The organism is Enterococcus avium ATCC 14025 (assembly GCF_000406965.1).
Taxonomy (GTDB): Bacteria; Bacillota; Bacilli; order Lactobacillales; family Enterococcaceae; genus Enterococcus_A; species Enterococcus_A avium.
On the sequence record NZ_KE136364.1, the window covers coordinates 426678 to 439121 of the forward strand.

Sequence of the window (12444 nt, forward strand, 5' to 3'; positions counted from 1 at the left end):
CAAAATCAAGGGCAACGTCCAGCACAAGGCAATGCAAACAATGCGCAGCGTCAAAATCAAGGGCAACGTCCAGCACAAGGCAATACAAACAATGCACAGCGTCAAAATCAAGGGCAACGCCCAGCACAAAGCAATACAAACAATGCGCAGCGTCAAAACCAAGGGCAACGCCCATCACAAAGCAATACAAACAATGCGCAGCGTCAAAATCAAGGACAGCGCCCAACACAAGGCAACGCAAATAATGCGCAACGCCAAAACCAAGGACAGCGTTCAGCACAAAATAGTCAAGGAGCGCGACCAAATCAAAATGGCTCAAATCAGGGCCAACGTTCGAACCAAGGCGGATCAACGCAAGGCGGCAACCAAAATCGCAACAAAAACAATTATGGCAACCAAAACCGTAACAATAATTTTGGCGGCAATCAAAATCGCAATAAAAACAAATTCAATAAAAAAGGTAAAAAAGGTAGACAGCAACAAAGTAATAAGCCTGCTGTTCCACCACGTAAATTCCGCGAATTGCCAGAAGTATTGGAATATACAGAAGGCATGAACGTAGCAGACATCGCGAAGAAGATTCATCGCGAACCAGCTGAGATCATCAAAAAATTATTTATGATGGGAGTTATGGTCAATCAAAACCAACCATTAGATAAAGATACAATTGAACTGTTAGCTACGGATTATGGAATTGAACCACAAGAAAAAGTAACTATTGATATAGCTGATATTGATCGATTCTTCGATGCAGAAGATGTAAACGAAGAAAATTTAGTTTCTCGTCCACCAGTCGTAACTATTATGGGGCACGTTGACCATGGTAAAACGACGTTACTAGATACCTTGCGTCATTCTCGCGTAACAAGCGGAGAAGCAGGTGGAATCACACAGCATATTGGTGCATATCAAATTGATATTGACGGCAAACCGATTACTTTCTTGGATACACCAGGGCATGCTGCCTTTACAAGTATGCGTGCGCGTGGAGCAAGTATCACAGATATTACTATTTTAGTCGTAGCAGCTGATGATGGTGTAATGCCGCAAACAATCGAAGCAATCAACCATGCCAAAGCAGCGAAAGTACCAATTATTGTAGCAGTTAATAAGGTTGATAAACCTGGTGCCAATCCACAACATGTAATGCAAGAATTAAGTGAGTATGAACTGATTCCTGAAGCATGGGGCGGTGATACAATTTTTGTTGAAATTTCAGCAAAATTCAATCAAAATATCGACGAACTATTAGAAATGATTCTATTGGTTGCTGAAGTAGAAGACTTGAAAGCTGATCCAACGCAACACGGAATCGGAACAGTTATCGAAGCTCGCTTAGATAAAGGAAAAGGACCTGTAGCAACATTATTGGTTCAACAAGGTACGATGAGAGTCGGCGACCCAATCGTTGTTGGGAACACATATGGTCGTGTTCGTGTTATGACGAATGATATTGGCCGTCGTGAAAAATCTGCTGGACCAGCGACACCAGTAGAAATTACTGGGTTGAATGATGTACCTCAAGCTGGGGATCGTTTTGCGATCTTTGAAGATGAAAAAACAGCTCGTGCAGCCGGTGAAGAACGGGCAAAACGTGCGTTGCTTGAACATCGCAGTGCAAGTGCTCGTGTAACATTGGACAACCTATTTGAATCTCTTAAAGAGGGCGAATTGAAGGAAGTCAATGTAATCATCAAAGCCGATGTGCAAGGATCTGCCGAAGCATTAGCAGCTTCATTGAAAAAAATTGATGTTGAAGGTGTGCGTGTGAAGATCGTTCACTCAGCTGTAGGTGCTATCAATGAAAGTGATGTTACCCTGGCAGCAGCAAGTAATGCGATCATTATCGGGTTTAATGTTCGTCCTACACCACAAGCAAAACAGCAAGCTTCAACCGAAGAAGTTGACATTCGTCTACACCGAATTATCTATAAAGCAATCGAAGAAATCGAGACAGCGATGAAAGGTATGCTTGATCCTGAATACGAAGAAAAGATTACTGGTCAAATGACTGTACGCGAAACGTATAAAGTTTCTAAGGTTGGTACAATCGCAGGATGTTACGTTAACGAAGGATCTATCCAACGTGATAGCGGTGTGCGTATTATTCGTGATGGAATCGTAATTCTCGAGGGCAAACTTGCCAGCTTGAAACGTTTCAAAGATGATGTGAAAGAAGTTAAAATGGGTTATGAATGTGGTGCTATGATCGAAAACTTTAATGATATTAAAGTTGATGATGTGATCGAAGGATTCATTATGGAAGAAATCAAGCCTAAATAGTATTACAATTCCACTTCCTACTGATAAATGTAGGAAGTGGAACAGTATCTGCTGAAATTTCATCCATTATTCGTGACTATTAAAATTTTAGTTAGTGGAAATAGAAGGAGGCAGTCGTTATGCCAAATTATCGTGACCGTCGTCTGGCTCAAGAAATTTTGAAGGAAGTCAATGACATCTTACGAAAAAAAGTTCGTGATCCACGCGTTCAAGACGTGAACATTACAGATGTTCACGTGACTGGAGACTTGCAACAAGCGACGATTTATTACAGTTTGTTATCTGATAAAGCATCAGATAAAGAAAAGGCACAAGAAGGTTTGAACAAAGCACGGGGATTGGTTCGGCGCGAACTAGGCCATGCTTTGTCAATCTACAAGACACCAGAATTGTTTTTTGAATTGGATGAATCAGTTGAATATGGCTCTAAGATTGATCAAATGATCCGCGACTTAAATAAAGAATAAATTTGTTAGAACCTGAGATTTTTTTCAGGTTCTTTTTTGCATTATTGAGTAAATCCTGTTAAAGTGTATGCAGTTTGTAAATAATCCTTTTGCTGGATATTTTCAAGGAGGCAGAGTCTAGAATGACCACGGAATTTGAAGAACGGATGAAGGAACTCCATAAGGAATTTGAAAACTTAAGTCCAGAAGAACGCAAAGCCGTTAAACAAAAAATAAAAAGAATTAATGTTTTAACCTCTCGTAAATTAGAGCGGATGAAACATGATTTACTGCGTATGGAAACCAAGCGTGCACAGCTTTCGTTAGATGGCGAATCACAAGAATTGTCCGAATTGGAAGATCGGATTATTAATAAGAAAAGAGAGTTCTTAAAATTATTATTTAAGGCAAAAGAAAATTGTTCCAAGAGGTGAGTGAATGGGCCTAATTGAGATTATCATCATTTTAGCCATTGCCATTACCTTGTCGAATGTTTTAGCAAAAGTTTTCCCGTCTTTCCCGATTTTTATGATCCAGATTATCCTCGGCATTATCCTCGGACTTACGGAAGTTGGTAGCTCGATCAATTTTGAACCAGAGGTATTTCTTGTAATGATTATTGCCCCGCTTTTGTTTCGTGAAGGGGAAACTGCTGATATCCCTTCAATCTTGAAGCATTTTGGCTTAATATTGCTGCTGGCTTTTGGCGGCGTCATCTTTACATTATTTGGATTGGGATTTGTTCTGCATAGTATTTTGCCAGCGATTCCATTGGCTGCTTGTTTGGCTTTTGGGGCTTCCTTGGGTCCAACCGATGCAGTAGCAGTTAGTTCGTTAGCAAAGCGCTTAAATATTCCTGAATCAGTCATGCACGTTTTAGAAGGGGAAGGATTAATCAACGATGCAACAGGTGTTACAGCCTTTCAGTTTGCCGTAGCCGCATTGCTAACCGGACAATTTTCGGCAGCTGATGCTTCGATATCCTTGCTCGAATCAAGCGTTGTAGGTGTACTGGTTGGTCTAGTGATCATTTGGGTCAAAAATGAAGTCATAAAAATTATTGAGCGAATCTCTGCACAAGATGTGTCGGCGTATCTGCTGATTGAATTAATACTTCCATTCGTCGCTTATTTTATTGCTGAATTGTTTCATGCGTCAGGAATTATCGCAGCGGTTGTGACGGGTGTATTGCAGGCCACCGGCTTCCGTCGTGTAAATCTATTTGAGGCACAGCTTTCCAATGTAACTGAAAGCTCGTGGAGTACGATTAGCTTTATGTTGAATGCATTGGTTTTCATTTTTTTGGGAATTGAACTTTCTCAAGTTTTTTCTCCTGTGTGGAATAGTCGAAATTATTCCAATGTGCATTTGTTAGGGATTGTATTATTATTGACAGCCTTACTATTTGTTTTACGCTTTTTATTCGTTAGCGGCTATTACATTGTGACTCAAGGCTGGAAGAAAAATCATGAACAGCTGAGAGACCGCTTGCTGTTAACCTTTGGTGGTGTCAAAGGAACAGTTAGTATCGCAACTATTTTTATTTTACCAACAACGATCAATGGATTGGAGTTTCCTGAGAGATCTTTACTGCTGTTTATCACCGCCTGTGTGACTTTTCTAACATTGATTATCGGAATGATTTTATTACCAATCTTATCTGAAGGTGAAGTGGTACCGCCAACTGATCCTAAACGAATGTTAATTTTACGGGAAGTAATTAGCGAGCTTTACGAAGATTTGGATAATAAAAAATTGAATGAAAAAGAACGCTTTGCACTGCTTGCGGTGATCGCAAATTATCAAGGAAGAATCCAAACGCTCTTCAATAATTCGATGCCGGAAAGTGCGCAACAAGAATTTCAAGAAATCCAAGCGTTGATTATTTCAGTTGAACGAGATGGATTAGATGAAAGTTTTAGAAGACATCAGATCAATTCAGGTGCGTATCGGTTGTATTCTCGTTTCATTTCAAATGTGTCTGAGTCAGTGACAAAACAGATGCTGTCATTGCTTAGCTTTTGGTTAATTTTTGTACGGCGGATTATTCGTATTATCATGCATCCAAAAATGTTTTGGGAACGTCGGCAAAAGCGTAAAGAGACGGTTGATAACGAAGATATTTCAACTCTTAGAAAAATCTTTATTCGCAATAGTGAAGCTATTTTGGATAGTTTGGAAAATCTACGGGATGTTTATGATGAGGACTTGATTGATTTCTTTGTGGATGAACGAAAAAATTTGATGAATCAGGTCAGTGGACATGGTTTATTTGGTACTTATTTGATTCAGCAAGATCCACTTTATGCGAAAGAATTGATACGCGGATTTTATTTAGAGAGAAAGATTATTGATAAATATGAAGTAAGCGAAGATATCACCAATTTTTCAGCAAATAATTATCGTGATCAAGTTAATCAATTAGAGTCTTACGCTATGCAGCAGCGATCAGAACCAAGTATTTCATTTGTGATCAGTCGACAACGACAAAAGAAAAAAGCAAAAGAAAAGAAATATTAACCGTCAACTTGGCGGTTTTTTCTTTGGCATTAATAAAAGATCAGGTAAATATCTTCAGAGAGTTGGCTGGTTATTTCTTAGATTAGCTATGCTATAATGGGAGCGTTGATTATAAATAGAAATGAGGAAACAGCGATGGACGGTATCTTGCCGTTATGGAAAGAGCGCGGCATGACAAGTCATGACTGTGTCTTTAAATTACGAAAAATTTTACAAACAAAAAAGGTTGGTCATGGGGGAACTTTGGATCCTGACGTCGATGGGGTATTACCTATCTGTATTGGTAAGGGAACCAAGGTGATCGAATATTTACAAGATAGTGGGAAAATTTATGAAGGTGAGATTACGTTGGGCTTTTCTACAACTACAGAAGATCGCAGTGGTGAAATAGTAGAGAAAAAAGCAGTAGACCGCCCTTTAACTGAAGCTGAAATTGATCGAGTAATGGCTGCTTTTATCGGGAAAATCAAGCAGATACCACCAATGTATTCAGCGGTTAAAGTCAACGGGAAAAGATTGTATGAGTATGCGCGTGCTGGTGAAACGGTAGATCGCCCTGAACGGGAAGCGGAGATTGAGAGTTTTAAACGTACGACTGCTCCGATTTATAATGAAGAAGCAAAAACTCAGAGTTGGAGATTTCAAGTTACTTGCGGGAAAGGTACTTATGTACGGACCTTGGCTGTTGATCTTGGGGCAAAGCTAGACTATCCTGCTCATATGTCCGAACTTACTCGTTTAGTCAGCGGCGGTTTTTCAGTGGGACAGGCAGTCACATTGTCGCAAGTTAGCGAATTGATGGAAAAAGGTCAGATCAATCAAGCATTGCAACCGATTGAAGAGGCAATGAAGGAATTTCCGCGAATTGACTTAACAGATGCTGCTTGGCAAAAGGTAAAAAATGGACAAGTTCTATCTATGAAATCTTTTGGAATCAAAAAGATGCCAGCTGATCTGATCGCATTTTTTTATCAAGGAAAATTAGTTAGTCTTTACGGACAACACCCAGAAAAAAACTGGCTTTTGAAACCAAGCAAAGTAATTCGAAACGAGATTGCTCAAGTTCCTCAGGCTTAGTAGCTGAGGAAAAATAAATACAATAATATGAATTAGGATGTCAATCCAACTTTTGGCAGTGATTAAAGAGGAAAAGCCCAATCTGATTACGATTAGGAAAAATGTATGTATAGTTGGATGATATACGGCATGAAAATCAGACTTATTTTTCTTCAAGAAAAATAAATACAATAATATGAATTAGGAGGCACACTAAATGGAAATTGTTAAATTACGGCATCCATATAAATCAGAGGAAATTCCTGTTGGAGATTGTGTGTTGGTGTTAGGATTTTTTGATGGTGTTCATCGTGGTCATCAAGAAGTCATCAATACTGGTAAAAAAATTGCGAAAGAAAAAAATTTAAAATTAGCTGTGATGACGTTTAATCAGCATCCGGCAATTGTTTTTCAACAAGTACAGAGCAAGCCGATTCAATATCTTTCGACTTTGAAGCAGAAAGAAGAACGGATGTCCGAGCTGGGTGTTGATTTGTTATACGAGGTAGCCTTCACATCTTCGTTCGCTGCGTTAAGTCCTCAAGAGTTTGTCGATCAATACATCGTAGGGCTACACGCAAAAGTGGCAGTCTCAGGTTTTGATTACAATTTTGGAAAAGACCAAACGGCTGATGCCGAAAACTTACCTAACTATGCGAAAGAGCGCTTTGAGGTAGTAATTGTTGCTAAAAAAACAGAAGAACACGAGACTGAAAAAATTAGTTCTTCGCGAATTCGCCGGTTATTGTCTGAGGGGCGTCTAGACGAGGCCAATCATTTACTTGGCTATATTTATGAGATTAGCGGAACGGTGATTCATGGCGAAGCACGGGGTCGAAAACTTGGTTATCCGACAGCCAACATCCAAGTACCCGATGATATGAAATTGCCAAAAGAAGGCGTTTATGTCAATGAAATTCAAATTGGCGATCAATGGTATCCAGCGATGGGCTCGATAGGTCATAATGATACTTTTGGAACCAATCGTATGTTGACAGTTGAGATCAATATTTTAGACTTTAATGAAGAAATTTATGGTGAAAAAGTTAAGGTACGTTGGTATCATATGTTGCGGGGACAAGTAGCTTTTGAATCCGTTGAAGGATTGATTCAGCAGCTTGAGATAGACGAAAAGGCCACCAGAGAATATTTTAAGGGTTAAGTAAGTAGGACATTCAAAAATGAGTGTCCTTTTTTGTTTCCACCATTTATAGTTAACGTTTTTTTATTAGAGAATAGCAATCTATTAAATTGTGTAAATTCTAGTATTTTGATGGTTATTTGTTAGTATAAAATAAAAAGGAGTTTTTTTGATGGAAAATTCTTGGTATATTCGCCCTTATCAAGAGGAGGATGCAGAGGATTTATTTAAAATGATGGAAAAGGAGTCTGATTGGACAGATTATTGTAATGGTGAAGGGAAGAAAAAATACGCGCGAGTTTTATTGACATCAATAACTTATTTACTTTTTGAGAAAGAAAAGATTTGTGGGTATGTTCGTTGCCGAGAAGATGATGGTTTTGGCGTATATGTTTATGATTTATTAGTAGATGCTGATTGTCGTGGAAAGAGCTATGGTCGCTTTTTAATGGAGCAAGCCTGCAAAGATTTCCCTGAACAAACGGTATATGTTATGAGCGATGTTGATCCCTATTACGAAAAGCAAGGTTATCAAAAAGAGGGAACGATTTTCATAGTAAGGCCGCAATAAAAGTATGAAAAGCTGTTGACTCTCCCTTAACAGGAGACAGTATTCTGTTAATGAAAGGGGAGGATCATCGTGAGTGTAGCTATTACAGCTGATCAATTAACTAAAGAAATCAAAGGTAGGAAAATCGTCAACCAACTCTCCTTCACCATCAATAAGGGTGAAGTTTTTGGTTTATTGGGGCCAAATGGAGCGGGGAAAACGACCACTATTGAAACACTGTTGGGTATTAAACGGCCTGATTATGGATCAGCAAAAATTTTAGGATTAGATCCACGTAAGCGAAGACGAGAAGTTTTCGAAAAAGTTGGAGTTCAGCTGCAATCTTCCAGCTATCAAAATAATATTCACGTGAATGAGCTATGTCGAGAATTGGCTAGTTTATATCAAAAACCTAGAGATTACCGTGAGTTGTTGAGATTGTTTAAATTAGAGAAGTTTAAAAAGCAACCTGTTGAGAAGCTTTCAGGCGGAGAAAAACAAAAGCTCTCGATCGTGTTAGCCTTGATTCCTGATCCAGAGATTATTTTCTTGGACGAGTTAACGACTGGATTAGATACGGAGGCACGCAGAACGGTTTGGCAGACTTTGCTAAAATTAAAGAAGACCAATTTAACAATCTTTTTGACGACGCATTATATGGAAGAAGCTGAAATTCTATGTGATCGTATTTGCCTCATTAAGAATGGCAGCATTGTCGTTGAAGGAAGTATTCCAGAATTATTGGCGGAGAGTTCTCAGAGTAATTTAGAAGACGCGTATCTTTGGTTTGTAGGGGAGGACGAAGATGAATAAGGTAATCAATTTGGCAAAGGTTGAAGGAAAATTGGCGATTCGTTCTATTGATGGGATTTTATTCGGGATTGGAATGCCTCTAGGTGTATTGCTATTGACGACCATGATTGCTGGAAATAAGCAGGCGGGAAATACATCCTATACTTTTTTAGACAGCAGTTTTAGCTCGCTTTTAGTCGTTGGCATTTGCGCCACTGCATTTATGGGAATTCCATTAACAATTTGTGATTATCGCGACAAGAAAATATTGAAGCACTTTTTCGTGACACCCGCTTCACCTGGACATTTAATCGCAACTCAGGTGTTAGTAGCTATGACAACGGCGATTATTTCTGCAGGACTCGTTGCATTGGCAGCCATCGTCTTTCTTGATTATCGAATGCAGGGTAATTGGCTCTTATTGATTGCTAGTTATTTTTTAGTTATGATTGCTATGTACAGTTTGGGATTATTGATTGCAAGTCTATGTAAAAATATGAAGATCGCAAACCTTGTGTGCAGTCTGGTTTATTTTCCGATGCTCTTTTTATCTGGCGCAGTGATTCCCTTTGAAATTTTTCCAAGAGGGATGCAGAAAGTAGCCAGCGTGCTTCCTTTAACCCAAGGTGTTCAATTGTTAAAAAGCGTCAGTCTAAATCAACCAGTTGGAAATCCACAATTTGTCATAATATTGTTGAGTGTAATTTCGATTGTGGGATTCGGTTTAGCAGCGAAATTCTTTCGCTGGGAATAGCCAGAAATTAGGGGGAAAAGAAGTGGATCACGAATGTGAAAAAGTTGAAGAAAAATTATACCGCATTGGTATGTTCTCTAAAATGAATCAGGTTACAATCAAAGCACTACGCTATTACGATGAAGTGGGGCTGCTTCGCCCCCGTTTTATCGATCCTGATAACGGCTACCGCTACTATAGTTCGAGTCAATTAGAACCTCTGCATCGTTTGCTCGCATTACGCAGAATTGGCTATAGTATAGAAGAAATTAAACGTGTACAAGATGGCGAAAGTGAGCAGCGGATATTACAAAGAAAAAAGCAGCAGCTGATGAAGGAAATTTCTGATCGAATGTCGATGCTTTCTCAGATTGAAGGGTATTTGCAGCAAGAGGATGATAATTATCATATGGTGATTAAACGATTACCAGAAGTCATCGTTGCATCAATGAGGAAAATCATTCCCAGCTTTGAAGTTCTTTCATCAATGATTCCTGAGATGGGCTCACAGATGGAGAAGGCTGGTTGTGTCTGTGCATTGCCTGAATACTGCTTCAATATTTATCATGATGCTGGATATAAAGAAGAGAACATCGATATTGAAGTCTGTGAATCCGTAGTTGAAATGAAAGAAGAAACGGATGAATTAAAATTTAAGAGGATGGATGAAGTGCCTCAAGCAGTCTGTACAATGCACAAAGGTCCTTATGAAAATATTCCTAGAGCATTCGCAGCAGCGATTAAATTTGTTGAGGATAATGATTATGAGATTATTGGTTCTATTCGAGAAAGTTATATCGATGGTATGTGGAATAAAGATAGTGAAGATGATTGGCTGACGGAAATTCAAATACCTGTAAAAAAAACTGAGAAATCGTTGCAATAATTTCTCTCAGATTATAGACAAAAAAGTTCTAAACTCATATTTTGAGTTTGGAACTTTTTTGATTGATTTCGTTGATTATGACAGTTTAAGGTTTAGCAAGAATAGTTCGTGAAGGTTAATTAATTCATTAATTAAAGCAAGAATAAGTTCATTTAACCATCTTTTATAGCAATTTTTTTCACATTTTTTGAAGAATAATGAATATTAGCAATTGTCCAGATAAATTGGTTGTGTTACGCTAAATTTAGTTTCATGAAAACGTTCTACAAAAAAACAGAAAGAAGGAATTGTAATGACAAAGGATCGGTTTGTAAGGGTTTATTCTCAAGGAAAATTGGATGCGATCATGATTTTTGTTGATCGAAAGACGGGTGTGAATTATATGTTCAATAAAGTAGGCTACGCTGGGGGATTGACACCGTTGTTAGTTAAAGATGGCAAACCAGTGATCACACCGATTGAAGAGTTAGATAAATAGCAGATAGCACTAGCGAACAAGCCTGCATCTAAAAGATATGCTACTATTTTCTTATAAAGATGATGGCGGCATGAAAATCAGATTTATTTAAATAAGGGGTGAGTTAGATGCATGCTTGGGATGCTATTCAAAGGTCAGTGGATTATGTGGAAGAAAATATCAAGGAAGAGCTATCAATCGAAGAATTAGCAAAGGTATCTTATCTATCGGTATACTATTTTCAAAAATTATTTAACCGTTTGGTTGGAAAAACAGTTAATGAGTATATCAAAGCGAGAAGAGTAGCAAATGCTAAATCGTTGTTGAAGACCGATAAACGGATCGCTGACATAGCTTGTGAATTCGGTTTTAATAGTCATGAGACATTTACAAAAGCTTTCAAAGAAATATATGGTGTTACGCCGGAGACTTATCGTAAAAATGATCTGTTATTGACGGATTTTTTAAAGCCGGATCTATCGATTTATTATACGGTGGTGGATGAAGGGGTGCCGTTAGTGGTAGACGATCTAGTTCTTGAAGTAAACAGGCGAGAACTGGCAAAAACCGAATACTATACTGGATTTTCCAGACAAGTCGAGTCGCGTGAAATGAACAAAGTAGGAGTCAATGTATTGATTGAGTTATGGGATGAATTTCATGAGAAACAAGAAACGATTCCTAATTTAATTGAGAATGGGGTACAGATTGACTGCTTTACGAGTGATACCACTCCTGAAAAAGTCCAATATTTTGTAGGTGGATTATCGGATGCTCAAACCTTGACGAATTATAATCACTATCAAATGAACCCTGGAATCTACTATGTTTGCACGTTTGAAGCGGAAAACTTCAAGTATCTGGTAGAAGATGCTTTGTACAAGGCAAACGACTATTTCTTTGGGACTTGGCTCAAAAGGCATGGAATAGAAATGGAGAATATGGCTCCTTTTCTAGTGCAAAAATATGTAAATGTAACAGATGAGCCAAAGATCGAAATATGGATTAAACCAACCAAAGACTTAGAAGTAAGTTGATACAAAAAAGCTTCGGATCATTCATACTGATCCGAAGCTTTTTAATTCTTCTTTTCTTTACTGATTGAAATCGACATTTCTTTATGAAGGACATAGCCCCAAAAAATACCAGTTAATTGTGTCATCAAAAAGAGAACGATCAATGGGATTGCCGCTATAAAAGGCGAAGTGGAATGATATAGGCTGACTAAAGGACTCTTAAAAATAATTAATGAGCAGCTCAATATGATATTGACGAGATTACCAAAAACCAATAAGGATAGCTGCTTAGTAATTTTTGCATAAAAGCCAATCAGTATGGTAAGGAGCAGAAATAGAAAAATCCCTATGATTGAATCAAATAAGTAATCAACTGCTAAAGATAGATGAACATAGGGAATTAAATAGAAAACAAAGGGTACACGCATGATTGTTTTCTTACTCATTGTAGGGATCACCTCGACAATCATTTATTGTATGGTTATTTTATGATTGTTAAATGGTCAATTCAACACAAAACAGTAAAATACTATGGATAATGAAAGTTCTTTTATACTGTTATCA

General features: G+C 38.2%; 13 protein-coding genes. 12 read left to right on the plus strand and 1 reads right to left on the minus strand.

Annotated elements, in window-relative coordinates:
• The 12 genes from infB to OMU_RS14955 form a co-directional block, all read left to right on the plus strand.
• Positions 1-2283 (plus strand): translation initiation factor IF-2 (infB, locus tag OMU_RS14900; protein ID WP_016180712.1); only part of this gene is annotated, 2283 nt, incomplete at its 5' end.
• 119 nt (positions 2284-2402) lie between these two features.
• The gene (rbfA, locus tag OMU_RS14905) at positions 2403-2750 is read left to right on the plus strand and encodes a 30S ribosome-binding factor RbfA (RefSeq protein ID WP_016180713.1); all 348 of its coding nucleotides are present in this window, start codon (positions 2403-2405) and stop codon (positions 2748-2750) included.
• A 122-nt stretch (positions 2751-2872) separates the two neighbouring features.
• The gene (locus tag OMU_RS14910; RefSeq protein WP_016180714.1) at positions 2873-3163 is read left to right on the plus strand and encodes a hypothetical protein; all 291 of its coding nucleotides are present in this window, start codon (positions 2873-2875) and stop codon (positions 3161-3163) included.
• 4 nt (positions 3164-3167) lie between these two features.
• Complete coding sequence (locus OMU_RS14915) at positions 3168-5249, plus strand: cation:proton antiporter (RefSeq protein WP_016180715.1); 2082 nt, start codon at positions 3168-3170, stop codon at positions 5247-5249.
• A gap of 135 nt (positions 5250-5384) precedes the next feature.
• On the plus strand, positions 5385-6326 hold the full coding sequence (gene truB, locus OMU_RS14920; RefSeq protein ID WP_016180716.1) for a tRNA pseudouridine(55) synthase TruB: 942 nt from the start codon (positions 5385-5387) through the stop codon (positions 6324-6326).
• A 196-nt stretch (positions 6327-6522) separates the two neighbouring features.
• Positions 6523-7467 (plus strand): riboflavin biosynthesis protein RibF, encoded by a 945-nt coding sequence (gene ribF / locus OMU_RS14925; protein WP_016180717.1) that lies wholly within the window; start codon positions 6523-6525, stop codon positions 7465-7467.
• 151 nt (positions 7468-7618) lie between these two features.
• Complete coding sequence (locus OMU_RS14930; RefSeq protein WP_016180718.1) at positions 7619-8017, plus strand: GNAT family N-acetyltransferase; 399 nt, start codon at positions 7619-7621, stop codon at positions 8015-8017.
• Between the two features lie 69 nt (positions 8018-8086).
• A complete protein-coding gene (locus OMU_RS14935) occupies positions 8087-8809 on the plus strand; it encodes an ABC transporter ATP-binding protein (RefSeq protein WP_016180719.1) in 723 nt (240 codons plus the stop codon).
• Positions 8802-9542 (plus strand): ABC transporter permease, encoded by a 741-nt coding sequence (locus OMU_RS14940; protein ID WP_016180720.1) that lies wholly within the window; start codon positions 8802-8804, stop codon positions 9540-9542. Before OMU_RS14935 ends, OMU_RS14940 begins: the two co-directional genes overlap by 8 nt.
• A 22-nt stretch (positions 9543-9564) precedes the next feature.
• On the plus strand, positions 9565-10407 hold the full coding sequence (locus tag OMU_RS14945) for a MerR family transcriptional regulator (protein ID WP_016180721.1): 843 nt from the start codon (positions 9565-9567) through the stop codon (positions 10405-10407).
• Positions 10408-10699: 292 nt separating this feature from the next.
• A complete protein-coding gene (locus OMU_RS14950; RefSeq protein WP_016180722.1) occupies positions 10700-10885 on the plus strand; it encodes a DUF6440 family protein in 186 nt (61 codons plus the stop codon).
• A gap of 107 nt (positions 10886-10992) precedes the next feature.
• Complete coding sequence (locus OMU_RS14955; RefSeq protein WP_016180723.1) at positions 10993-11901, plus strand: helix-turn-helix domain-containing protein; 909 nt, start codon at positions 10993-10995, stop codon at positions 11899-11901.
• 41 nt (positions 11902-11942) lie between these two features.
• Here OMU_RS14955 and OMU_RS14960 read toward each other — a convergent pair whose 3' ends face one another.
• Positions 11943-12326, minus strand: coding sequence for a hypothetical protein (locus tag OMU_RS14960; RefSeq protein ID WP_016180724.1), 384 nt, complete (start codon positions 12324-12326; stop codon positions 11943-11945).
• Between the last annotated feature and the right edge of the window lie 118 nt (positions 12327-12444).

What these genes read in the sequence shown, in the direction of transcription:
- OMU_RS14955 (WP_016180723.1), top strand. Translation starts at nt 10,993, where the DNA reads ATGCATGCTTGGGATGCTATTCAAAGGTCAGTGGATTATGTGGAAGAA.
- rbfA (WP_016180713.1), top strand. Translation starts at nt 2,403, where the DNA reads ATGCCAAATTATCGTGACCGTCGTCTGGCTCAAGAAATTTTGAAGGAA.
- OMU_RS14940 (WP_016180720.1), top strand. Translation starts at nt 8,802, where the DNA reads ATGAATAAGGTAATCAATTTGGCAAAGGTTGAAGGAAAATTGGCGATT.
- OMU_RS14950 (WP_016180722.1), top strand. Translation starts at nt 10,700, where the DNA reads ATGACAAAGGATCGGTTTGTAAGGGTTTATTCTCAAGGAAAATTGGAT.
- OMU_RS14930 (WP_016180718.1), top strand. Translation starts at nt 7,619, where the DNA reads ATGGAAAATTCTTGGTATATTCGCCCTTATCAAGAGGAGGATGCAGAG.
- OMU_RS14910 (WP_016180714.1), top strand. Translation starts at nt 2,873, where the DNA reads ATGACCACGGAATTTGAAGAACGGATGAAGGAACTCCATAAGGAATTT.
- ribF (WP_016180717.1), top strand. Translation starts at nt 6,523, where the DNA reads ATGGAAATTGTTAAATTACGGCATCCATATAAATCAGAGGAAATTCCT.
- truB (WP_016180716.1), top strand. Translation starts at nt 5,385, where the DNA reads ATGGACGGTATCTTGCCGTTATGGAAAGAGCGCGGCATGACAAGTCAT.
- OMU_RS14915 (WP_016180715.1), top strand. Translation starts at nt 3,168, where the DNA reads ATGGGCCTAATTGAGATTATCATCATTTTAGCCATTGCCATTACCTTG.
- OMU_RS14960 (WP_016180724.1), bottom strand. Translation starts at nt 12,326, where the DNA reads ATGAGTAAGAAAACAATCATGCGTGTACCCTTTGTTTTCTATTTAATT.